The organism is Pseudomonas sp. NBRC 100443, assembly GCF_030268185.1.
GTDB lineage: Bacteria > Pseudomonadota > Gammaproteobacteria > Pseudomonadales > Pseudomonadaceae > Pseudomonas > Pseudomonas citronellolis.
The window spans coordinates 155,475-177,940 of record NZ_BSQE01000010.1 but is presented as its reverse complement, the minus strand read 5'-3'; the positions used below and the strand labels follow the sequence as shown (position 1 = coordinate 177,940).

Genomic DNA, 22,466 nt, shown 5'->3' with positions numbered 1-22,466 from the left:
GTCGACCTCACAGCAGCAGGCTGGCCTGGGCCTGCAGCACCGCGGGCAACCGCGGCACCGGGCCAATGCCCGGCAGTGTCAGCACCGGCACCAGCGGGGTGGCATCAGCGGGGTAGCGCACGCAGACGGTGATGCGCGTGTAGCGGCCCTCGGCCACCGGCGCGGCCACGTACTTGCCGCCGCTGCAGCCGGTGTACCAGCGGCTCGGCATCCAGCCCAGGCGGCTCGACACGGCCTGGGCCACGGTGTCCTGCAGGGCCGCCTGGTACTGCTGCGAGCCCAGCGAGTCGTTCACCGACAGCGCCACCCGCGCGCCGGCGGCCGCGGCGTCGTTGAACGACTGAAGCACCAGCATGGGGATGCCATACGCCAGCACGCCGTACATCACGGTGAAGAACAGGATGAAGGCGGCGGCGAACTCGATGGTCACGGCGCCGCGCTGGCGGCTCGGGTGTTTCTGCGGCATGGGTTCCCCCGGGTAGAGTCGTGGTTGCCTGGCGACGGCCGTGGCCTAGATCAGGAGTTGGGCGCCCGGGGTGCGCAGGTCGATGATGCGCACGTCGAGGGTGCCGGTCTGGATGCCCAGCAGTTGCAGCAGCGGGTCGATCAGCTGGCTGCCCAGGCTGGCGAGCACCGAGGCCAGCGCCTGGGTCAGCAGGCTGGTCAGGTCGCCGAGCGAATTCACCAGGCCGCCGACCACGCCGTCGAGCAGTTTCCCCAGCGGGCAGAGCAGCCAGCCGACCAGGGGCGCCTTGCACAGCAGGCCCTGGGTGTTCAGTTCGACGGACAGGCTCAGGTTCCGCGACAGGCTGGCGATGCCCGCCGCCAGCGAGGCGCCCAGGGGGCTCTGCACGCGCTGCACGGCGCTGGGCAGGTCGGCCGGCGAGGCAATGTCGAAGGCTAGCGGCTGTTCCCCGGGGGCAGCCAGCGCCACGTCGCCCTTGCGGGTATTCACCGACACGCTGGCCAGGTAGGCGTTGCCGTTGCCCAGCAGCTTCACGCTCAGGTCGTTGAGCGCCACCGCCGCCACGCCGGGCTGCGCCTTGACGTTGACCTGGGAGGCTCGCTGGGCGCCGCCGCAGGCGATGCTGTCCAGGGCGGCGTAGCCCTGGGCCACGCTGGCGCCCAGGTCGATATGGGCGTTGACCAGCCCGAGCTTGAGCAGGTCCACGTCGGCCACTACGTTCAGGGCCACCTGCACCGAGCTGGCGCGGGTCCGCCACTGCCCTGTGGCGTCCTTGCCGGGGTAGCCGACGGCGATGGTTGGCGGGCTGATCACCGTGAGCTTCACCGTCAGGCTGGTCAGCCCCGGCACGTTCAGCGTCAGGCCGGGAATCGCCAGCGCATGCTGCTTGTTGGCCACCAGCGCGGTGGTCATCAGCAGGTCCAGCAGGTTGACGTCGGCGCCCAGGGCCGCGTTGCGCGCGCTGTCCGGGGCGATGACGCTGATGATCTGCCCCAGGCTGAGGTTCGCCGAGGGCACCTTGATGCTGGCCAGGGCGCTGCGCAGCAGGGCGAGGTTGACGCCGGCGACCTGCGAGGCGTCGGCGGCGTCGATGGCGGCCTGGAGCAGTTGCGCCACGCTGACGTCGGCGTCCAGCAGGCTGTCCACCGAGCCGAGGTCGAGGTCGACGCCGGCCAGTTGCAGTTGCTCGCCCAAGGCGAGCAGGTTGACGTTGGCGCCGGCGATGCCCTGGTAGGTCACCAGGTCGAGGTTCAGCCGGGTGCCCAGCAGGCCGCCGAGCAAGGCGTTGAGCAGAGGTGAATTGCTGCTGTCCAGGCGCAGCAGGCCGCTGCCCGCCGACAGCGCGGCCATGGCCTGGCGCCGGGCTACCGCCTGGGCCTGGAGGGTGACGCTGGTGGGAGTGCCGGCGCCGAACACCGAGGCGACGTTCAGCACCAGGCTCGAAGGCACCGTGCGGCTGGCGACGACCTGCACCGAGTCGTTCCAGCTGCTATTGGCGGCGCGGAACACGCGCCGCTGGCCGCTGCCGTCGAAGACCACGTCGCCCAGGCTTGCGACCAGCCGGCCGTCGTCGGGGAAGCCGTTGCGCCGCGCGCTGGTGATCGCCAGCGCCTGCACGTCGGCGTTCGCCTGGGTAGCGCACATGCCGCTCTGGGTGGCGCTCTCCAGCGCCGCCATGTCTGCCACCCGCTGCAGCTTGCGCTGCTCCAGGTACAGGCGCCCGGTGTCCACCACCAGGGCCATGCAGATCAGCACCAACAGCAGGGTGACTGCCGCCAGCACACCGATAGCGCCGCGCTGCCGCTTGCCGAACATGGACATCTCCTTGACGTCGGGGATCACTTCTTGCCGGTGTTGAAGCCCTGGTTCTCGTCCAGCAGGTACTCGGGGATCGGGTGGCTGTAGCTGTCCAGGTAGCGCCGGTAGGCGCGGTCGCGCTCGGCCGCGGTGGCGGCCTGGCGGTTGGCCGAGGCCTGCCGGCCGCTGGCCTGCAGTTGCAGCCACTGCTCGACTTCCCACTGGTCGCGGACGCTGCTGCCCGCTTGCGGCCGCACCGACTCGGTGGCGCCAAGGCTCAGGGGGGCGGCCAGCAGAAGGCCGCTGAGGATGATCCGTTTCATAGCTAGTCTCCGTTTCCATCGCGGGCCCTGGCCGCCTTGCGGCCGGGCGCCCGCCGTCGATTACCTGATCTGCTGTTCCACCAGCGGCTGCGGCAGGGGCTGCGCCTGCACGCGGACCTGGGCCACGCTGGCGCCGTCTGCTGCCGGCACGGCTGGCAGCGGCGCTGCCACTTGAGCCGCCCGCGGCGCCGGCGCGCCGCTCCTGAGCGCATCGGCGCGCTGGCGGGCCTGGCGCACCTGCTCATCGGACAGCCGCGCCTTCTCGGCCAGCGCCGTGGCCTGGGCGGTCTTGCCCTCCAGCAGCAACAGGCTGAGCAGGTTGCTGGCCGGCAGCTTGTCGTCGCCGTCCAGTTCCAGGGCGGTGAGGAATTCGAAGCGCGCGCCTTCGCGGTCGCCCTTGCGCAGCAGCACCACGCCCAGGTCGTTGCGCACCAGCCGGTCGGTGGGCTGCAACCGCGCCGCCACGCGCAGTTCGCGCTCGGCCTCGGCGATGCGCCCCTCGCGCAGGGCGATCTGGCCCAGGCCGTGGTGCGCCTCGCCGGCCTTGCAGGTGCCGAGCAGGGCCTGGTACTCGGCCCTGGCCTGCGGGCTGCCGATGCGGCGCAGCGCCACGGCCTTGCTTTCGCGCACGTCCAGCGACTGCGCCGGCAGCGTCTGCAGGTGCGCCAGGGCGGCGTGCAGGCGGCCCTCGCGCAACATGCCGCGGGCCATGTCCAGCTGCAGTTCCTGGTCCTGGCTCAGGCGGCTGCCGCAGCTCTGGCCGAGGGCCGGGAAGCTCTCCGCCAGGTTGCCGCGCAGGTCGTCCGGCAGGTTGGCGCAGCCGCCCAGGGCCAGGCCGATAAAGCCCAGCAAGCACAACGTCCTCATCACATTCCCCCCAGTGCCTTGGTGATGGCCATGAACCCCGGCCCGGCCAGGATGATCAGCAGCGCCGGGAACAGCAGGGTGATCATCACCAGGCTCATCTTCGCCGCCAGCTTGCTGATCTTTTCCTGCAGCGAGGTCAGCCGGCGGTCCTCGAACAGGGCCTTGAGCGTCGCCAGCGAGGCCCGTGCGCTGCCGCCCTGGCGCAGCATCTGGCGCAGCACGCCGCAGCAGTCGGCAAGCTCGGCCACCTGCAGGCGCCTGGCCAGCTGGTCCAGCTCGTCGGCCAGGTCCAGGCCGCTGTCGGCGTGGGCCAGCACCAGGTCCAGCTCCTGGGTCAGCAGCGGCACGATGTTGCGGCCCTCCAGTTGCACCACCCGCAACGCCTGTTCCACGGTCAGGCCGGTGTCGAAGAGGATGCGGATCAGTTGGATGAAGACGATGACTTCCTCGGCCAGGCGCCGGCAGCGCTTGTCCGCCAGGTGCGCCAGCACGCGCTTGGGCAGCAGGAAGCCGAGGCCGGCGGCGAAGACCAGCGGCAGCAGCAGGTCGTCCAGGGCGTCGCCGCGCAGCAGGCCGGCCAGCGCCACCAGGGCGCAGGCCAGCAGCGGCAAGGCCAGCTGCGCGGCCTGGTAGAGGCTGCGCGGCAGGTTGCCGTTCCAGCCGGCGCGGGCCAGCAGGTCGCGCACCTCCTGGTCGCCCGGCTGCAGGCGCCGCCCCAGCGGGCCGTCGCCGAGCCGTTCGATGGCCCGGGCGCCCCAGCGCGCGGCGTCCTCGCCGCCCTGCGCGGCGGCGCCCAGGCGTTGTTCGATCAGGTGCTGCTCGCGGTTGGCCGCGCGGCTCTGCGACACCAGCAGGGCCAGCGCCGCGCCGAACAGCAGCAGGGCCAGGAGTACGTACCAGGTTGCGTCCATGTCCGTCTCCTACACGCTCTTGAGCATGCGCCACAGCGTGACGCAGCCGACCGCCTGCAGCCCCAGCGAGGTCAGCAGCAGCGTGCGGCCGAAGCCGTCGCTCCACATGGCCATCAGGTAGCCGGGGTTGCTGGCCAGGATGTACATGCCCAGGCCCAGCGGCAGCACCGCCAGCACCAGGGCGCTGAAGCGCGTCTCGCCGGTCATGGCGCGCAGCTGGCGGCCGATCTTCTCGCGCTCGTGGATGACCTTGATGATGTTGTCCAGCAGGTCCGTGGTGTTGCCGCCGTAGCGGTAGTTCACCGTCACGCCCAGGGCGAGGATGTGCAGCTCCTCCACGTCGTAGAGTTCGGCGATGTCCTGCAGCGCCTCGGGCAGGCTGATGCCCAGCTGCACGTGGCTGCTGGCGCGGGCGAAGATCGAGCGCAGCGGGTCGTCGGCCGCCGCCACCGCCTGCTCGATGGCGTCGCCCAGGGTGCGCCCGGCCTGCAGGCTGCGTACCACCTGGTCGAGGAAGGCCGGCATCTGCCGGATCATCTTCTGCAGGCGGCGCTGGTACAGCAGGCCGAGCAGGCCGTTGAACAGCAGCAGCACCAGCGGCACGGCCAGCAGCACGCCGAACACGTTCAGCAGGCGCCAGCCCGGCACGACCAGCGCCAGCATCGCCAGCCCCGCCCCGACCAGCCAGGGGCGCATCTGCACGATGCCGGCGCGGCGCATGCGCCGCACCAGCCAATGCTGGGTGCGCGGCCGCGCCGCGGCGAGGTCGCCCAGGGCCTGGCCGGGCACCAGGCGGCGCACCACCTGTTCGTTGTTGCGTGCGCGCAGGCCCAGGCCGAGCAGCAGCACGGCCAGGCCCACCAGCGCCAGGCTGGCCACCGCCAGCAACAGCGCCCCGGCGCTCATGCCGCCACCTGGCGCAGCTTCAGCCCCGACGGCACGCCGGTGCGCACGAACCTGCCGCTGGCGCGCCGGTCCAGGCTGAACAGCGAGTTGGTGACGTAGATGCCGTCGCGCACCTCCAGCACTTCCAGCACTTCGCTGATGCAGCGCCGGCCGTTGGCCTGGCGGGTGATCTGCACCACGATGTCCAGCGCCGCGCAGATCATCTGCCGCAGCGTCTGCTCGGGCAGCTTGTGCCCGGCCAGGCCCACCAGCATTTCCATGCGCAGCAGCGAGTCCATCGCCGAGTTGGCGTGCACCGTGCTCATCGAGCCGTCGTGGCCGGTGTTCATCGCCTGCAGCACGTCGAGCACTTCCACCCCGCGGATCTCGCCGAGGATGATGCGGTCCGGGCGCATGCGCAGGGCGTTGCGGATCAGGTCGCGGGCGGTCACCTCGCCGTAGCCCTCGGCGTTCGGCGGGCGCGTCTCCAGGCGCACCACGTGGTCATGGCCCAGCTGCAGTTCGGCGGTGTCCTCGATGGTGACGATGCGCTCGCGCGCGTCGATGAAGCCGCTCAGCACGTTGAGCAGCGTGGTCTTGCCGGTGCCGGTGCCGCCGCTGATGAGGATGTTGCAGCGGTTCTCCACGGCCTGGCGGAGGAACCCCAGCAGCGCCTCGTCGACGCTCTGGTAGGCCAGCAGGTCGGCGCTCTGCAGCAGCTCCTTGCTGAACTTGCGGATGGAGATGCACGGGCCGTCCAGGGCCACCGGCGGGATGATGGCGTTGACCCGGCTGCCGTCGGGCAGGCGCGCGTCGACCATCGGGCTGGATTCGTCCAGGCGCCGCCCCAGGGGCGCCAGGATGCGCTGGATGACGCGGTACACGTGGTGGTCGTCGATGAAGCGCAGGTCGCTCTGGTACAGGCGGCCGCGCTGCTCGATGAAGACGCGGTCGGGGCCGTTGACCAGGATTTCGCTGATGTCCGGGTCGCGCAGCAGCACTTCCAGCGGGCCGAAGCCGGTCAGCTCGTCCACCACTTCCTCGGCCAGGCGGTCCAGCTCGTAGCGGGAGATCGCCAGCTGGCGCCGCGCGGCGTATTCGCCGACCTTCTCGGCGACGTACTGGGCCACCGCCGGGCGCGCGCCTTCCAGCAGGTTCACGCCGTCTTCGTCGATCTCGTCGATGATGTAGCGGTGCAGGCGCATCTTCAGCAGCTGCATTTCCTGCTCGTGCGCGCCGAGGCTGCTGGCGTAGCTCATGGACGCGCGCCCCGGAAGCGGCCGAACCAGGGGAAGCGCCGCCGCGCCTGGCCGCCCAGCGCGCCGAGCGGTTCGGCCAGGGCGCGCAGCTTCAGCGCCAGGGGGTCGCGCGGGGCCACCTCGAACAGGCTGCGCCCGAGGTTCTTCGCCCGCAGGCGCGCCTCGGCCGAGGCCGGCAGCACGCCGAAGAGTTCCAGGCCGAACATGCGGCACAGGGCCTGCTCGTCCGGCGGCACCGCGGGCAGGTAGCGCTCCACCAGCAGTTCGATGCGCGGCAGCGCCTGGCTGTTCTCGCGCAGGCGGCGCAGGCTTTCCAGGCCCTTCCGGCACGAGGGCACGCTCTGGTCCACCAGCCACAGCACGCGGCTGGCCTGCTGCAGCAACTGGCGGGCGAGTTCGCCTTCGGGCATGGCGGTGAAGTTGATCAGCACGTGGCTGAAGGCCGTGCGCAGGTTGCCCAGCAGCAGGTACAGCTCGGCGGTGGTCATGCGCTCCAGCACCCCGGGCTCGTCGGTCAGGCTGAGCAGGCGCAGGCCGGAGTCGTGGCGGCTGAAGGCGCTGTCGATCAGCGTCTGGTCGAGGCGGCGCAGGTTGCGCATGGCGTCGGCAAAGGTGAAGGGCGCGTCCATGCCGAGGATGGCCAGGGCCTCGCCGGCCGGCTGGCCGATGTCCACCAGCAGTACCCGGTTGCCCTCCTGGGCTTGCAACGCCAACGCCAGGTGCAGGGCGACGAAGGCGCCGTCGGCGTCCGGCCGGGCGCTGGCCAGGGCGAACAGTTCGCCCTGCTGCACGGCGCTCACCGGCACGCTGGGCAGGCGTCCGCCCAGGCGCCGGACCAGCCCGCCCAGTTCGCTGGCGCGGGCGCCGTAGGTGACGAAGTCGCGGGCGCCGGCGCGCATGGCCGCCAGCACCAATTGGTTGTCCAGGCCATCGCCCACGGCCACCACCGCCAGCATCGGCCGCGCCGACACCAGGCCCTCGATCAGGGCGCCGTGGACCATCAGGTTGGCCTTGTTCAGGCTGATGAAGAGCACGCCGGCGCCGGTCACTTCCAGCAGCGCCAGCAGCTCCTCCAGGGTGCCGCTGGTGGCGGCGACCACCTGGCCGGCGCTGGCCAGGCTGCTCTGCAGCCACTCCAGCTCGCCGGCGTGCTGGGTCAGCGCGACGAAGGTCTGGGCGGCGTTGCGGCTTTGCGCGGCGGGCACGCGGCTGCCGCTGCGGCCCAGCGGATCGCCGGCCATCACTGGGACATCCCGCTGGCCGAAGCGCGGCCGTCGTACTGGCCGTTCTCCAGGAAGTAGAACTCGCCGAAGCCGGGGTCGTAGTTGCGCAGGCCCTCGCCGGGCAGCTTGGGCAGCGCGGCATTGGCCGCCAGCGGCTGGACCAGGTGCGGGGTGACCACCATCAGCAGTTCGCGGTCGTCCTTGTCCAGCTGCGAGGAACGGAAGAACGCGCCCAGCACCGGCAGGTTGCCCAGGCCGGGGAACTTGTCGACGTTGCTCACCGTGTTGCTGCTGATCAGGCCGCTGATCACGAAGCTCTCGCCGTCGGCGAGGATCACGCTGGTGTCGGTGCGCCGCACGTTGAGCGCCGGCACCGCGATGCCGTTGGTCTGGATGCCGGCGGAGAAGTCCAGCTCGCTGACCTCCGGCGCCACCTTCAGGGCGATGCGCCCGGTTGACATCACCGTCGGCGTCAGGGTCAGGCGCACGCCGTATTCCTTGTACTCGATGGTGATGTTGTTGTTATCGCCGTTGGGCACCGGGATGGGGAACTCGCCGCCGGCCAGGAAGGACGCGCTCTGCCCGCTGGTGGCCACCAGGCTGGGACGCGCCAGGGTGTAGGCGAAGCCGCTGCCTTCGAGCATGTTGAGGAAGCCCAGCACCTTGCTGCTGCCGCCGCCCCAGATGACATTGAAGCCGCTGTCGCTGGTGCCGAAGTTGCCCGTCACGCCGCCGTCGGAGCCCACGCTGATGCCGCTCAGGCTGCCCGGCGCGCCGAGCATGAACAGGTTGGAGCCGCGCCGCACCAGCGAGGTGCTGGCCTGCTTGAGCTTGCTGCGGCTGACCTCGACGAAGCGGATGTCGGTCTGCACCTGGCTGGCCAGGTTGGCGGCGGCGACGGCGTCGCTGGTCGCGCCCACGTCGCGGATCGAGCGCCCGGCCACCTGCACCTGGGCCCGCAGCGGGTCGCCCGGGCAGCCGGTCCAGACCAGCAGGCTGGTCTCGCCCTGGGCCTTGCCGGTGACCAGGAAGTTGCGCTTGTCCAGCAGCTGCACGTCGGCGATCTGCGGGTCGCCAATGGCCAGGCGCTTGATCGGCAGCGGCAGCTGCTGGTCCTGCTGGGCGCCCTGCTGCAGCGCCAGCACCAGCTTCTGCGGCAGTTGCGCCAGCCCTTCGCAGGCCTTGGGCGCGGCCTGCGCCGAACCCAGCAGCGCCCATGCCATGACGCCCGCGAGGCAAACGCCCACCCCACCAGCCGGACGCCGGTATCCCATATTGCAAGCCATCCTAACTACTCCCTCTCCCTGCTTCAGGGGCTGATTCAAGGCGCCTCGTGGGCGACCGTGCCGCCGCGGTAGACCGTCACGCCCGCAGCGGCCCGCGGCCGGGCCGGGCTGCGCGGAGCCGCCGCGGCCACCGGCTGGCGGCGGCCGAGCAGTTGCTCCAGGGTGATGGACTCGGTGTTCGCGGCGGTCAGGGCGGTGTGCTGGTAGCTGCCCTGCTGCTCTTTCTCGTAGAGCTTCTCGTCCTTGCTGCGCACCGCCAGGCGCAACGAGCCGGCCTGGCTGGCCAGCATCAGCCGCGCGGTGGCGTTCGCCGGCACCGCCAGCACCGCGGTGCGCGCCACCTTGCGTTCCTTGTCCTGACCGTCGCCGGGGTTGCGCGCCTGGCCGTCGCCGGCCACGGCGATCTGCTCGCCATAGGTGAGGACGCGCACGCCCGGCAGCACCAGCTGGGCGCGGACGTCGCGCTGGATGCCCTGCTGGTCGGCGACGTAGAGCACCACGTCGACGTAGTCGCCCGGCAGCACGAAGCCGCCGCCGCCGACCACGTCGTCCACGGCGATGGCCATGGCCCGCTCGTCCGCGCGGATGGTCCGCGCCAGCGGGCCGCCGGGTTCGAGCACGGCGCCGGAAAGGATGCTGCCGGCCGCCACCGGCACCCACACGCGCTGGCCGAGCAAGGCCTCGACCTTGGGGTAGCTGCCCGCCGGCGCGGTCTGCAGGTATTCCAGGCGCAGGTCGTCCTTGCCCAGCAGCGCCAGCGCCGGCAGGTCGCGGGTGACCACCACCACGGGGGTGCGCTGCAGCTTGTCCGGGTCGGTGGGGAGCACGGTGAGAGCAGGTTCGCTGGCGACCACCGGCGCCTCGGGCCTGCCGATGGACAACCCCAGGTAACCGACCACCACCGCCCCCAGTAACAGAAGCCCGGCAAACGCCATCAACAATTTACTTTTCATGATGATTATTTCGTTGCAGCCAGCGGAAAGCACATTCGGGAAGCGAGTATCGAAAGCAGACTCGTCGATCTCGCGAGAAGGCCGGCAAGCTACCTTGGCGCCCCGATAAATAAAACGACCAAAAGCTACTAGGCCCTTCCTACTAGTTGTAAAAAGTTACTCCCCATAAAAGAATCGGAAGATATACCCGCAACGGAGGCACCATGAACTTCAAGTTGAAAATCCAGAAACTCGTCTCTTCCATGAAGGCATTCGCCAAGGACAAGGAAGGGGCCACCGCGATCGAGTACGCGGTCATCGCCGGGCTGATCTCCGTGGCCATCATCGCCACCCTGAAGATCCTCGGTCTCAAGCTAGTCGATGTCTTCAAGCAGATCTCCGACGCGCTCTGATTTCCCGCCGCGGCAATAGCATCGCCCCACTTCATTTCCGCAATCGAAGTGGGGCAAATTCATGAATATCCGCGCGCGCACTGGGCAGGTTCAATCAATAAGACCTGCCCAGCGGAAATGCAAAAGGAAACAGGCGAATACCACTCTCCGCAGAACTTCGGTAAAAGCGATGCTGACCCGATCGGAACTTCCGCTGATATTGCTCGTTGACGACGACCCGGACGCACTGGCCTCGACGGCGGAGTTGTTCGAAAGTCTCTTCAATATAAAAACCGCGGGCTCCGGCCACGAAGCCCTCGGCACGCTGGAGGAAACGCCCCTGCCGGACATCGTCATCGCCGATCTGGGCATGCCGGGCATGAACGGGCATCAGTTGTGCGAAGCGATCAAGTCCGATGCGCGCACCCGCGACATCACCATCATCTTCCTCACCGGCGAGGACACCACCGAAGCCGAGCTGGAAGGCTTCGAGCTGGGCGCGGCCGATTTCATCCCCAAGCCGGTGGAGCCCCGCACCTTCGTCAGCCGGATCAGGTCGCACATGCGCAGGAAGCTGGAGCGCGACAGGCTCCAGGACCTGAGCGAATACCTGGAACTGCGCTCGCGGAACCTCACGCAATCCAGCTGAACCGCCGGGGCCCGACGCCTGCGCAACAAGGTCTGAATACAGTGGCTACGACAAGAAAAGCGAACCTGCACGGGCACCAGGCACTCATCCTCGACGACGAGCCCGACATCGTCGAAGAGGTCGTCGACCTGTTGAACTGCGCCGGCTACCCCTGCCTGGGCGCGCACACCGCGGAACAGGCCCTAGCGCTGTTCCAGGCCAACCCCGGCATCGACATGCTGATCCTCGACTTCGACCTGCAGGACAGCCAGGGCCCGCGGGTGCTGGAGCGCATGCAGGCGCTGGCCGGCAGCGAGCGGCTGTTCGAGGCCATCACCATCAGCGGGCGGGCCGGCAAGGACGAACTGATCGACGTGCTGCGCAGCGGCTTCTGCGACTTCCTCGCCAAGCCGCTGAACCCCGAGCACCTGCTGGCCGCGCTGGAGAAGCTGGCCGAAAAGCTGGAGGAACGGGCCCGCGACCGGCAGCGGGTCATCCGCGCGGAGTCGCGCCTGGACGTGCTGACCGAGAGCCTGAAGTCCCTGGCCAGCGATGCGAAGAAGGCCATCAATTACGCCAGCACCTCGTCCAGGCCCGCCAGGGGCGAGCCCTCAAAGGACGACGAGGCCCTGTTGAACACGCCGGAAGACCAGTTGGCCAACCCCTTCTTCGCCAAGCTCTCCCTGCGCCAGCTCGACGTGGTCAGGCTGATCGGCAAAGGCCTGAGCAACTACCAGATCGCCTGCAAGCTGGGCATCAGCGAGCATACGGTGAAGCTCTACGTCTCCCAGTCGCTGCGACTGACCGGGCTGAGCAACCGCACGCAGCTAGCGCTCAAGTCATCGCCCAGGCGCAAGGCGAACCACGACCTGTAGGCGCCCGCTTATTGCGGATTACCTCAGCGCCCCCCTGGCATCCAAGCCCCCCGGCGCGCCGGAGGAGGCGGCCAGCAGCATGGCCAGCTGGGTGCGGTTGCTGACCCGCAGCAGCTTGAATATCTGGGTGATGTAGAGCTTCACCGTGTTCTCGGAAATGCCCAGCTCATGGGCCACCCGGTAGTTCGAATAGCCCTTGCAGATCAACTGCGCGACTTCCTGCTGGCGCTGCGTCAGGTTGAAGAACAGCGGGCTGCTGATGTCGACCTTGTCCGGGGCGGCGTGCTCGTCATCGTCCAGGTCGAAGACGTTCGGGCCGCCGTGGACGTCCATCTTTATCGCGCTGACGTCCTGGAACAGCGAGTTCAGCGACTCCGCGATATGCTCCAGCCGGCCATTGAGGTGAAGGATCTTGCGTTGCCGGCGGATGCTCTGCAGCAGCTTGCCCTCCACCCGCTCCACCGACTCGATCAGCTCCTGCGGCGCCACCGGCTTCATCAGGAAGTCCGAGGCCCCGGCGCGCATCGCCTCGACCACCTTGTCGCTTTCGCCGTACCCGGTGAGGACGATGACTTCGAAGATGTAGTCGTCGCCCACGGCGCCTTGGATTTCCTTGATGGCGTCCAGGCCCCATTCGCTGCCCAGGTTCAGGTCGCACACCAGGATGCGCAACTTGGCGTTCTTCTTGAACAGCGCGACCGCCTCGGCGATGGAACTGCAACCGACCGAGGAGAAACCGACGCTCTCCAGCACTTCGGAAAGCTCCGATGCGACCAGCGGCTCATCGTCGATGACGAGCACCTCGAACGCCCGGCGTTGTTTGTTTTTCATTTGACTCCCCACACTCGCCCCCTAAGCCCGCAGGCCGCCAGGGCCTTTCCTTTCCAAAAATAAAACGCGGGACTTCACGGGTTGCTTCCCAGTAACCCCATCATTTCTTCCATGGAGTCCAAGTCCCCTGTTTCTGCCAGTTCTCGCAAGTACACCGCCAACTCCCCAGAGGCATCGGCGAGTGTTCGACTCCATTCGATGAGGTCGGTGATGGCGCCCGCTTCCACGAGCGCCTGAAGCTGTTGCCGCTGCCCTCGGCTCAAGGATTCCAACTGTCCGGCCAGCGCTTGCCGACGGCGGTCAGGCTTTTCGGTCACGCCGGCCAGGCCGCAGCGCAAGCGCAGCAGCTGGGCCAGGGTCACGCCCAGGTCGGCCAGGCTGATGGGCTTCACCAGGCTGGTGTCGAACGGCAGGCCGCCCGTCTGGCCGAGGGAATGCATGGTCTGCTGGGTGGCGGACATCAGCACCACCGGCAGCCCGGGCCAGCGCTCGCGCAGCGCCAGCAGGAGTTCGCCGCCGTTGCAGCGCGGCATCAGGTAGTCGGTCAGGACCAGGTCCGGCCGCTGACCGCCCGGGCCCATCAGGCGCTCCAGGCAGTCCTGCCCGTCGATGGCCGCCTCGACGCGGAAGCGGCTGGCCTCGAGCAGGTCCACCAGCATGTCGCGGATATCGGCGTTGTCCTCGACGACCCACACCAGCTGCCCCTCGCCGCGCACCGGCAGGCTCTTCATCGGCAGGTCGAACAGCTGCGGCTGGGCCATGTCCTGCTCGGTGCCGACGGCCAGGGTCAGCTCGAAGGAAACCCGGGTGCCTTCGCCGGGCGCGCTCTGCACCGTCACCCGCCCGCCCATGAGCTGGACCCAGTGCTCGACGATGGCCAGGCCGAGCCCGGCGCCTTCCACGCCGGTGGCGTCGCAGCGGAAGAACGGGGTGAAGAGCTTGGGCAGGTCCTGCTCGGGGATGCCGCAGCCGGTGTCGCTGACGCAGAAGCGCAGCTGCGCCAGGCCCGCCTTGGGCGGCTGCCCGGCGGCCTGCACCTGCAGGGCGATGCGCCCGTCGCGGGTGAACTTGGCGGCGTTGTCCAGCAGGTTGGTCAGCACCTGGCGCAGGCGCTTGGCATCCAGTTGCAGCACCGTGGGAATGTCGCCGCACAGCGTCAGGCGGAAGGCGTTGCGGTTGCGCTGGGCGAGGATGTGCGCGTCCATCGCCACCGCGTCGAGCAGGCCGTGGATGTACACCGGCTGGATGTCCAGGCGGTCGCTGGAAACGCCGCGGGCGTGGTCGATCAGGTCGTTGATCAGGGTCAGCATGTGGCCGGCGCTGCGCAGGATGACACCGGCCTTGCGAGTGCCGCGCCCGCCCTCCTCCTGCAGCAGCTGGGCGTAGCCGATGATGGAGGTCAGCGGCGAGCGCAGGTCGTGGCTGACGCGCCCGAGGAAGTCGATCTTCGCCTGGTTGGCGTCCTTGGCCTTCACCAGGGCGGCCTGCAGCTCCGCGGTGCGCCGGGATACCGCCTCTTCCAGCTGCGCCTTCTGCCGGCGCTCGCTCTGCAGGCTCTCGGTTTCCAGGCGTTGCTTGCGCATCTGCTGCTGCAGGGTGAACAGGCCGATGATGCCGATGATGATGCTCAGCCTGAGCATCACCACGTCCACGCTGAACTGCCCGCTGTAGCCCAGGTTGAGCAGGTAGCGAAGGATGAACCAGAAGCTTTCCGCCCAGCTCAGCAGGAACAGCCCCGCCAGCACCTGCCGGCAGAAGTCGCCGCGCAGCCGCAGCGGGAACAGCGACAGCGGCCAGCAGGCCAGGAGGCAGAAGCTCAGCGACAGGTTCAGCGTGCGCGCCAGGTTGTTCGGCAGCAGCGGCAGGGCGACGGCCAGCGCCAGGCAGGCGAACACGCCGGCCAGGTACAGGCGCCGCCATGCGCCCTGCCCGGCCAGGCCGAGCAGGCGCCGGGCGGCGACCAGGAAGCCGACCAGGGAAACCAGCCAGAAGGCGATGCGCATGCCCGGGCCGTGGATGAACTGCCCGCTGAACAGGTGGAAGGCCAGGTAGCCCTCCTTTTCCGCCTCCAGGGCGTAGGCCGCGCCCAGCCACACGGCGAGCATGGCGAAGCTCCAGTCCAGGCGCAGCAACAGCAGCACGGTCAGGGTGAGCACGCAGCCGAACAGCACCGCATGGGTCAGTTGCTCGACATTGTCCTGGGCCAGCACGGCGCCCATGTCCCACAGGTTCAGGGCCAGGCTCGGGCGGCTCTCGCTGCGCACCCGCAGCAGCAGCTCGCGGCTCTCCCCGGGGGCCAGCGCCACCGGCAGCAGGTTGCGCCGGCTGTGCAGCGAACGCTCGGCCAGGGGCACCGACAGGCCGATGCGCCAGTGCCCGTCGACGCGCCCGCCGGCCGCGTCCAGGCGGTACAGGTCGACCTCGCCGACGCGCCAGGGCGCCACTTCCAGCCAGCGCTCCCAGGCGCTGGCGTCGGGGTTTTCCAGCCGCAGGCGCAGCCAGAGCGTCGACTCCCGCCGCGGCGCCGCCAGGCTGCTGGCATCGGCCGGCCGCCAGTCCGCCTGGCGCCAGGCTTGCTCGGGCGTCAGCGCCTGGCCGGGGGCCTCCTCGAACACCTGGGCGCTGCGGGTCAGGTCGATGTAGGGCGCCTGCAGGTCGCCGCGGTTGAGGAACAGCGACACGCCCATGACCAGCAGCAGCGCCAGGCTCCCCAGCAGGGCCGTGAAGGCGGCGCGCGGGTCAGGGCGCATCGCCGGGCTCCAGGTCCAGGCGCGACTGGCGGAACTGGCTGGGCGACAGGCCATAGCGCTCGCGGAAGGCGGTGGAGAAGTTGGCCCCGCTGGTGAAACCCACCTCCAGCGCGATGGCCTGGATCGGCAGGCCGGTGCCGCTGAGCAGCACGCAGGCCTCCTTCATGCGTTCCTCGCGCAGGTACTCGAAGACCGTCACGCCCACGCACTGGCGGAAGGCCTCGTTCAGGCGCTTGCTGTTGGTGCCCACGGCCTCGGCCAGCTCCTGCAGTTCCGGGGTGTGCGACAGCGCCCGTAGCAGCACCTGGCGGGCCGACTGGAAGAGGATGCTGTCAAGGTTGCCGGCGTGGCTGGGCGGCATGGCCGAGGCTTGCCGGTCGGTGCCCCAGCGGCGCAGGTGGATGGCCAGGCGCAGGCGGATTTCTTCGAGGTTGAAGGGCTTGGCGATGTAGTCGACGGCGCCCACCAGCAGCCCCTGGACGCGTTCCTCGGGGGTGTTCGCCCCGCTCAGGAACACCACCGGGATATCCCGCGTATGGGTGTTCGCCTGCATCATCCGGCAGCAGGTCAGGCCGTCCCACACGGGCATCAGCACGTCCATCAGCACCAGGTCCGGGTTGATCATCTGGACTTTCTTGAAGGCGTCCTGGCCGTTGCTCGCCAGGTAGATGCGGCAGCCCTGCTGCTGCAGGTATTCGGCGAGCAGGCGACGCTCGCTCTCCAGATCATCGACGACCAGGATGCGCTGCCCCTCCAGCGCATCGGGAATAGAGCTCGGCATTCCGATGAGTTCCTACACGTCAGTCCCCGCCCGACCGTTACTTTGCCATTACAGAGGGAATTTTCCGTATACGACGAAAATATTTTCCCTGCTAGCAAAGGGCCATGACACTCCAGCAGAAGCGCTACTTCCTGGCGCCGAGATAATGGCACCGAACGAAAGAGAGGCCCCTTGGCCCGTAGGTACCCCATGCCAGCAGAGTGCGTGACTGTCTCGCCCGCCCGCCCCGGCCGGCGTTCCCCGGAGGGCTGCCGCAGCCCGGCGCCGCCGCCACGGAGCCTGCCCCATGCTTAAGCGGATTCGCACCGACCAGGTTCGCCTGGGCATGTTCATCCAGTCGCTGGAGGGCAGCTGGCTGTCCCACCCCTTCTGGAAGACCCGCTTCATGCTGGAGAACCCCGGCGACCTGCGCGCCCTGCAGAACAGCGGCGTGCAATGGCTGTGGATCGACGACGCCCGCGGCCTGGGCGTCACCGACGCCGTCGCGCCGGCGGCGCAGGACCCCGGCGCGGCGCCCGCCGCAGGCATCGCCGAGCCGGTCGTGGCGCTTGTCGGCGAGGCGCCGCCGGCCATCTACCCGAACGAGTTCTTCGAAGCCGCGCGCATTCTCGAACGCTCCAAGCTGACGCTGATGGAGCTGTTCCGCGAGGCGCGCATGGGCCGGGCGATCGACCTGGACCTGTGCCTGCCGCTGGTGGAGGACATCTGCGCCTCGCTGGCCCGCGACGCCTCGGCGCTGATCAGCCTGGCGCGGCTGAAGAACAAGGACGAATACACCTACATGCACTCGGTGACGGTGTGCGCGCTGATGGTCGCCCTGGCCCGCCAGCTCGGCCTGGACGTCGAGGCCCAGCGCGAGGCCGGGCTGGCCGGGATGCTCCACGACATCGGCAAGATGGCCATGCCGCCAGCGATCCTCAACAAGCCCGGCAAGCTCGACGAGGCCGAACTCGCCATCATGCGCACCCACCCCGAACGCGGCCACGAGATGCTGCGCCAGCACACCCGGCTGTCGCCCCAGGTGCTGGACGTCTGCCTGCACCACCACGAGCGCTACGACGGCACCGGCTACCCGCACCGCCTGGCCGGCAACCAGATCAGCCTGCTGGCGCGCATGGCGGCGATCTGCGACGTCTACGACGCCATCACCTCGGACCGCCCGTACAAGTGCGCCTGGGAAGCCGCCGGCTCCCTGGCGCGCATGGCCAGCTGGGAGGGGCATTTCGACCCGCAGCTGTTCCAGGCCTTCGTCAAGACCATCGGCATCTACCCCATCGGCAGCCTGGTGCGCCTGGAGTCCGGGCACCTCGGGGTGGTGGTCCAGCAGAACCCGGAGAACCTGACGCGCCCGCAGGTGCAGGTGTTCTTCTGCAGCCACCGGCGCCAGGCCATCGCTAAGGAACTGCGCGACCTGGCCGACGTGCGCATCTACGACCGCATCGTCCAGCGCGAGGACCCGCTGCGCTGGGGCTTCAGGAACCTGGAGCGGCTCTGGCTGCCCGACGGCCTGGTGCCGCCCGGGATGGTCCCCAGCCGGGGCCACGACGACGGGCACGGCTGAAGACGTGCCCGGGCCCCGGCGGCGTTCGGGGCTCAGACGTGGAAGCGGCCGACCAGCGCCTGCAGCTCGCCGCCCAGGCGCGCCAGCTCCACGCTGGAGGCGGCGACTTCTTCGCTGGCCGCGGCGGTCTGTTCGGACACGTCGCGCACGCTCACCACGCTGCGGCTGATTTCCTCGGCCACGGCGCTTTGTTCCTCGGCCGCGGTGGCGATCTGCTGGTTCATCGCCTGGATGTTCGACACGGTGCGGGTGATGCTGCCCAGGGATTCGCCGGCCTGGCGGCTCAGGGCCACGCTGCTGGCGGTCAGTTCGCGGCTGCCGAGCATGACGCTGGAGACCTGGCGGGTGCCGCTCTGCAGGCCGGCGACCAGGGCTTCGATCTCTTCGGTGGACTGCTGGGTGCGCTGGGCCAGGGCGCGGACTTCGTCGGCCACCACGGCGAAGCCGCGGCCGGCTTCCCCGGCGCGGGCGGCTTCGATGGCGGCGTTGAGGGCCAGCAGGTTGGTCTGCTCGGCCACCGACTTGATCACGTCCATGACCTTGCCGATCTTCTCGCTCTCCTGCTCCAGGCGCTGCATGGCGTCGGCGGAGCGTTCCACTTCCTCGGCCAGGCGCTCGATCTGTTCCACGGCCTGGTTCACCACGCGGTCGCCGTCGTGGGCTTCGCGGTCGGCGGCGGACGCGGCCTGGGAGGCCTGCTCGGCGTTGCGCGCCACTTCCTGCACGGTGGCGGACATCTCGTGCATGGCGGTGGCCACCTGGTCGGTTTCCACCTTCTGGCTGTTGGCGCCGGCGCTGGTCTGCTCGGTCACCGCCGAAAGCTCCTCGGCGGCGCTGGCGATCTGCGTCACGCCATCGCGGATGCCGCCAATCAGGTCGCGCAGGTTCCAGCTCATGCGCTGCATGCTCTGCTGCAGGCTGCCCAGCTCGTCGCGACGGCTGACCTGGATGTTCTGCGACAGGTCGCCCGAGGCGATGCGCTCGACCACCTGCATGGTCTCGTGTAGCGGCCGGGTGATGCGGCGGGTGATGAACCAGGCGGCCAGGGCGCTGGCCAGTATCGCCAGCAGGGCCACGCAGGCCTGGGCCAGGCGGCTGAAGGCCGCCACCTCGTCGCGCAGTTCGATCTGCTGGCGGGTCAGCGTCTGGGTGATTTCGCGGGTCTGCTCGGCGACCTTGACCAGCACCTGGCGGGCCTGTTCCACCGTGGCGGTGGCGGCCCGGTAGGCCTCGATGCACTTGGCGTAGCTCTGCTGGTCCGCCGCCACCGCCAACAGCTCGGCGGGGGGCTGTGCGCCGAAGACCTTGGCCTGGCGCGGGAAGTTCTCCATGGCCAGGCGCATCTGTTCGTTCAGCAGCCGCTCGGATTCCGGCCCGGGGTGGGCCACGTAGCCCGCCGCGCGGTAGCGGACCAGCAGCAGGTCCTGCATCAGCTGCGTGCCGGCCTGGTAGTAGGCGAAGCGGCGTTCGTCGTGTTCGTCCAGGCCCGCCGCCAGCGCTTGCAGGGCGCTGAGCGCCTTGAAGGCCCGCTCGGCGCGCTCGGCCATCTCGTCGCGAACGGCGCTGGCCGCATGGTTGGCGGCCTGCAGCTTGCCAAGGGCCTGGCGGTAGTCGCCGACCAGTTCGCCCTGTTGCTGCTCCAGGGCGAGCAGGTCCGCGCGGGCGAACAGCTTGCGCGCGCGCATCGCCGCCTGCTGGCGCTCGAAGTCGTCCAGCGCCGCGCCCAGGCGCTGCTCGCTGGCCGCCTTGGCGCCGTCCAGCAAATAGTCCTGCAGCGACAGGCGCAGTTCCGCCAGCGCTTCGTTGAGCGCGCCGTAGACCTCCTGGGCCCGGCTGCGCTGCAGCAGGCTCTCGCGGCTGATCCAGTCGCCCACCGCGAGCAGCGCGGTGAGGCACAGGACCAGGCCAAAGCCCAGCCCCAGCTTGTAGGTGACGCCGAGGTTGTCAAACCAGTTGCGCATGGCGCGAGTCGCTCCCGTTCCGAGGCCCCCGGCACCCGGCGTGCGCGGAACGGGCCTGTTGATCCAGCTGTGCGAAACGGCCCCGCCGGCGATTGCCGGCGGGGCCGTTGCGGTTGCTAGAAGTTGTTGGCGAGGTCGATGCCGGACTTGCCCGGCGAGAGGATGTTGTTCGGGTCCAGGGCGCGCTTGATGGCGTGTTCCACCTTGCGCTTGACCGGGCCGTAGATCTGCGCCACGCGGTCCTGGAAGGCGGTGTTCACGCGGTACACCGCGTAGCCCTCCTTGGCGAACTCATCCAGCAGCTCGGCGAAGCAGTCGTGGGCGCGCTGGGTCTCCTCGGGGTCGGTGCGGTCGTAGAGCACGTCGATCACATGGTGCATGTCGCGCCAGCCGACGATGAACTCGCCGGTGTAGTCCAGGCCGTGCTTGTTGAGGATGCGCTTGGCCAGCACCTTCTGCTTGTCGCACTCGCTGCCGCGCGCCTGGCTGACCGGGGCGAACCACATCGAGCCACCGCCGCCGCGCCAGTTGTACAGGCCGAATTCCTGCAGGTTGGGCACGCCGCTCATCAGCTCGGCGCGGTACTTGAACGGCTGGGTGTCGCCGGCCTGCTCCTGGGTGACGATGCGGCCCTTGCCGGACTTCTTCACGGTCTCGGTGACGATCTTCCAGTTCACCTCCACCTGCTCGGCGGTGCCGTACAGCGCCGCGTAGACGTTCCACTGGCCCAGGCCCTTGTCCTTGACGATCTGCTGGACCACGGAATCCGGCGTTGCGCCCTTCTCCTTGATGTAGTCCGAGCGGCGCACGCTGATGCCGCCGGCCTCCCACAGCGCGTTGGCGATCACCACCGCGTTGGGGATGATCTGGGCGATGCGCAGCGGGCGGATCATCTCGACGATGTCGGCGATGTCCGCCTCGTCGTCGTAGACGATGCTGAAGGGCTTGAACACCGGCGGCTTGGGCATCAGCCAGAAGCCCATCTTGGTGCAGATGCCGTAGTTGGCCTGGGTGAACATGCCGTCCAGGGTCGGGCCGTAGCCCCACTTGAACACCTGCCAGGCCTTGTCGCCGGGCACCCCGCCCATGCCGGTGCGGTAGACGTCGCCGTTGGCCAGCACCACTTCCATGCCGCACTGCATGAGGAAGTGCTCGCCGTAGGGGGTGTAGCCCACGCCGCGGTCCATGGTGTTGCCCACCGGGCCGGCGATGGCCGAGGGCGCGGAGAACGACAGCATCAGCGGCAGATTATTTTCCTGCAGGTAGTCGTAGAGCTGGCCGTAGGTGACGCCGGGCTCGACCAGGGCGGTGCACAGCTCCGGGTCGACGTGGATGATCCTGTTCATCTTCTTCAGGTCGAGGATGACCTGGCCGCGTTGCGCCGGGGCCGCCGAACCGTAGCCGAAGTTGCGGCCGGTGGAGATGGTCCACAGCGGGATCTTGAACTCGTTGCAGATCTTCACCACGCCCTGCACCTGTTCGAGGCTGGTGGCGGTGACGGCGGCGGAGGGCGCGTGCTCGGCGTTGTCCACCGGCATCATGATCTTGCCGTAGGGGATCAGCTGGTCGTCCTTGGCCAGGACGTTCTCCTCGCCCAGCAGCTTGCGGAACTTGGCCAGCGCCTGCTGGAAGTGGTTCGCGTCGACGCCGCGCGGGAGCACGGCCTTGTTGGTTGCGTCAGTCATGGGAGGTGCTCCTTCAAGCCTGGATCGAGAACGAAACGAAATGCCCGGCCAGCGGGCTCGGGCGGCCGGCCACCAGCGGCGCGGGCGCCGGCGGCTGCGTGCCGAGCGAGGCCAGGCCGTAGCCGAGGGTGGCGGCCCATTGCTCGGCATTGCCGGCGCTGCGGCCGGCGGCGCCCAGGCGCAGGGGCTGGCGGCTGCCCAGCGGGCATTGCTCGCGCAGGTCGAAGCCGGCGCCGCAGGCGTCCAGCTGCAGGCCCAGTTGCAGGGCGTGGCCGTGGGCGGCGTCCGCGGTGATCAGCCGGTGCCGCGAGGCGCGCGCATCGGCGCTGTGCTCACCGAGCCACTGCACGCGGGCGCCGGCGCTACGCGCCAGGTCGACCACCAGCGCGGCGCTGGCGTCGTCCAGCAGGCCGACGATGCGCTGCGGCCGTCCGGCCTCCAAGCGCTGTTGCAGCTCGCGGGCGAAAGCCAGGCTGGCATCGCTGCGCAGCAGCTCGGCCCGGGCCGCGGCCGGGTTGGCAGCGAGGCCCTGGAGGAAGGCCGAGCCGGCCACCGCAGGGCTGATGAGCACCAGCATCGGCTGTGCCGCGGCGCTGCCGGCGACGCCACGCGCCAGGGCCAGGCCGGAGCCGCCCATGGCGATGCCCGCCAGCCCGCCCAGGGCCATGCCCTTGAGCAGGGAACGACGTTCGAGATTCATGGCGCGCTCCTCAGGGCTTGGCCGCCGGCGCGGGCGCCTGCGAGATGTAGTCGGCGACCTGTTGCAGCGCCTTGTCGTCGATGAAGGAAGCCGGCCAGGCCGGCATCGCCCGCAGGCCGTTGCGCGCCACCGCGACTATGTAGGGCGACGGCAGCTGGCGCCCCTTCAGTTCCGGCCCGATGCCGGTCTCGTGGCAGCGGCCGCAGACTTTCTCGTAGACGTTGGCGCCGCCTTTCCACACGCCGTCGCCATCGGCGAAGGCGCTACCGGCCAGCACGAGCAAGGGCACGCAAAGGCAAGCAGCGAAGGTCCGTTTCACAGCCGGGCTGTCGAAGGATAAGGACATTTCGTAC

At 69.4% G+C, this 22,466-nt stretch carries 21 protein-coding genes and 1 pseudogene; 4 read left to right on the top strand and 18 right to left on the bottom strand.

The window, feature by feature from the left end:
* Nucleotides 1–7: 7 nt before the first annotated feature.
* Genes QSJ95_RS15630 through cpaB form a run of 10 tightly spaced genes read right to left on the bottom strand, consistent with a single transcriptional unit; the run spans nucleotide 8 to nucleotide 9,970 of the window.
* The gene (locus QSJ95_RS15630; protein WP_043272464.1) at nucleotides 8–466 is read right to left on the bottom strand and encodes a TadE/TadG family type IV pilus assembly protein; all 459 of its coding nucleotides are present in this window, start codon (nucleotides 464–466) and stop codon (nucleotides 8–10) included.
* Between the two features lie 45 nt (nucleotides 467–511).
* Nucleotides 512–2,281 (bottom strand): pilus assembly protein TadG-related protein, encoded by a 1,770-nt coding sequence (locus QSJ95_RS15625; RefSeq protein ID WP_285643524.1) that lies wholly within the window; start codon nucleotides 2,279–2,281, stop codon nucleotides 512–514.
* 23 nt (nucleotides 2,282–2,304) lie between these two features.
* Nucleotides 2,305–2,586, bottom strand: coding sequence for a DUF3613 domain-containing protein (locus tag QSJ95_RS15620; RefSeq protein WP_009618303.1), 282 nt, complete (start codon nucleotides 2,584–2,586; stop codon nucleotides 2,305–2,307).
* A gap of 60 nt (nucleotides 2,587–2,646) precedes the next feature.
* Nucleotides 2,647–3,453, bottom strand: a complete 807-nt coding sequence (locus QSJ95_RS15615) for a tetratricopeptide repeat protein (RefSeq protein WP_009618296.1) — start codon at nucleotides 3,451–3,453, stop codon at nucleotides 2,647–2,649.
* A complete protein-coding gene (locus QSJ95_RS15610) occupies nucleotides 3,453–4,364 on the bottom strand; it encodes a type II secretion system F family protein (protein WP_009618294.1) in 912 nt (303 codons plus the stop codon). Before QSJ95_RS15610 ends, QSJ95_RS15615 begins: the two co-directional genes overlap by 1 nt.
* Nucleotides 4,365–4,373: 9 nt before the next feature.
* On the bottom strand, nucleotides 4,374–5,270 hold the full coding sequence (locus QSJ95_RS15605) for a type II secretion system F family protein (protein WP_009618292.1): 897 nt from the start codon (nucleotides 5,268–5,270) through the stop codon (nucleotides 4,374–4,376).
* Nucleotides 5,267–6,508 carry a type 4b pilus Flp biogenesis ATPase TadA gene (gene tadA / locus QSJ95_RS15600; RefSeq protein ID WP_009618290.1) on the bottom strand — a complete coding sequence of 414 codons (1,242 nt, stop codon included), beginning with the start codon at nucleotides 6,506–6,508 and terminating at the stop codon, nucleotides 5,267–5,269. The genes QSJ95_RS15605 and tadA overlap by 4 nt, the downstream gene beginning before the upstream one ends.
* Nucleotides 6,505–7,749, bottom strand: a complete 1,245-nt coding sequence (gene tadZ, locus QSJ95_RS15595) for a type 4b pilus Flp biogenesis protein TadZ (protein ID WP_267853796.1) — start codon at nucleotides 7,747–7,749, stop codon at nucleotides 6,505–6,507. Before tadZ ends, tadA begins: the two co-directional genes overlap by 4 nt.
* Entirely contained in the window at nucleotides 7,749–9,017 is a 1,269-nt protein-coding gene (locus QSJ95_RS15590; RefSeq protein WP_081884708.1) for a type II and III secretion system protein family protein, read from the bottom strand. The genes tadZ and QSJ95_RS15590 overlap by 1 nt, the downstream gene beginning before the upstream one ends.
* A gap of 35 nt (nucleotides 9,018–9,052) precedes the next feature.
* On the bottom strand, nucleotides 9,053–9,970 hold the full coding sequence (gene cpaB / locus QSJ95_RS15585) for a Flp pilus assembly protein CpaB (protein WP_285643511.1): 918 nt from the start codon (nucleotides 9,968–9,970) through the stop codon (nucleotides 9,053–9,055).
* A 203-nt stretch (nucleotides 9,971–10,173) separates the two neighbouring features.
* Here cpaB and QSJ95_RS15580 point away from each other — a divergent pair, with 203 nt between their 5' ends.
* From QSJ95_RS15580 to QSJ95_RS15570, 3 genes are all read left to right on the top strand, one after another.
* Nucleotides 10,174–10,362, top strand: coding sequence for a Flp family type IVb pilin (locus tag QSJ95_RS15580; protein ID WP_285643509.1), 189 nt, complete (start codon nucleotides 10,174–10,176; stop codon nucleotides 10,360–10,362).
* Between the two features lie 61 nt (nucleotides 10,363–10,423).
* Nucleotides 10,424–10,990, top strand: a complete 567-nt coding sequence (locus tag QSJ95_RS15575) for a response regulator (protein WP_082996194.1) — start codon at nucleotides 10,424–10,426, stop codon at nucleotides 10,988–10,990.
* Nucleotides 10,991–11,031: 41 nt separating this feature from the next.
* Nucleotides 11,032–11,844 carry a response regulator gene (locus QSJ95_RS15570; protein WP_070065487.1) on the top strand — a complete coding sequence of 271 codons (813 nt, stop codon included), beginning with the start codon at nucleotides 11,032–11,034 and terminating at the stop codon, nucleotides 11,842–11,844.
* Between the two features lie 18 nt (nucleotides 11,845–11,862).
* Here QSJ95_RS15570 and QSJ95_RS15565 read toward each other — a convergent pair whose 3' ends face one another.
* The 3 genes from QSJ95_RS15565 to QSJ95_RS15555 form a co-directional block, all read right to left on the bottom strand.
* The gene (locus QSJ95_RS15565; RefSeq protein ID WP_285643504.1) at nucleotides 11,863–12,675 is read right to left on the bottom strand and encodes a response regulator transcription factor; all 813 of its coding nucleotides are present in this window, start codon (nucleotides 12,673–12,675) and stop codon (nucleotides 11,863–11,865) included.
* A 74-nt stretch (nucleotides 12,676–12,749) separates the two neighbouring features.
* A complete protein-coding gene (locus QSJ95_RS15560) occupies nucleotides 12,750–15,425 on the bottom strand; it encodes a hybrid sensor histidine kinase/response regulator (protein ID WP_285643502.1) in 2,676 nt (891 codons plus the stop codon).
* On the bottom strand, nucleotides 15,415–16,206 hold the full coding sequence (locus QSJ95_RS15555; protein WP_285643500.1) for a response regulator transcription factor: 792 nt from the start codon (nucleotides 16,204–16,206) through the stop codon (nucleotides 15,415–15,417). The genes QSJ95_RS15560 and QSJ95_RS15555 overlap by 11 nt, the downstream gene beginning before the upstream one ends.
* Nucleotides 16,207–16,492: 286 nt before the next feature.
* Here QSJ95_RS15555 and QSJ95_RS15550 point away from each other — a divergent pair, with 286 nt between their 5' ends.
* Nucleotides 16,493–17,767 carry an HD-GYP domain-containing protein gene (locus QSJ95_RS15550; protein ID WP_069861700.1) on the top strand — a complete coding sequence of 425 codons (1,275 nt, stop codon included), beginning with the start codon at nucleotides 16,493–16,495 and terminating at the stop codon, nucleotides 17,765–17,767.
* 32 nt (nucleotides 17,768–17,799) lie between these two features.
* Here the strand turns inward: QSJ95_RS15550 and QSJ95_RS33005 are convergent, their stop codons facing one another.
* The 5 genes and pseudogenes from QSJ95_RS33005 to QSJ95_RS15530 form a co-directional block, all read right to left on the bottom strand.
* Nucleotides 17,800–18,663 carry a methyl-accepting chemotaxis protein gene (locus tag QSJ95_RS33005; RefSeq protein ID WP_502945275.1) on the bottom strand — a complete coding sequence of 288 codons (864 nt, stop codon included), beginning with the start codon at nucleotides 18,661–18,663 and terminating at the stop codon, nucleotides 17,800–17,802.
* A pseudogene (locus tag QSJ95_RS33000) lies at nucleotides 18,658–19,728 on the bottom strand (methyl-accepting chemotaxis protein); the annotation flags it as partial. The gene QSJ95_RS33005 and the pseudogene QSJ95_RS33000, both read right to left, overlap by 6 nt.
* A 116-nt stretch (nucleotides 19,729–19,844) precedes the next feature.
* Entirely contained in the window at nucleotides 19,845–21,413 is a 1,569-nt protein-coding gene (locus QSJ95_RS15540; protein ID WP_285643496.1) for an FAD-binding oxidoreductase, read from the bottom strand.
* 13 nt (nucleotides 21,414–21,426) lie between these two features.
* The gene (locus tag QSJ95_RS15535) at nucleotides 21,427–22,113 is read right to left on the bottom strand and encodes a hypothetical protein (protein WP_285643495.1); all 687 of its coding nucleotides are present in this window, start codon (nucleotides 22,111–22,113) and stop codon (nucleotides 21,427–21,429) included.
* 10 nt (nucleotides 22,114–22,123) lie between these two features.
* A complete protein-coding gene (locus tag QSJ95_RS15530) occupies nucleotides 22,124–22,459 on the bottom strand; it encodes a c-type cytochrome (RefSeq protein WP_009618272.1) in 336 nt (111 codons plus the stop codon).
* Nucleotides 22,460–22,466: the final 7 nt, after the last annotated feature.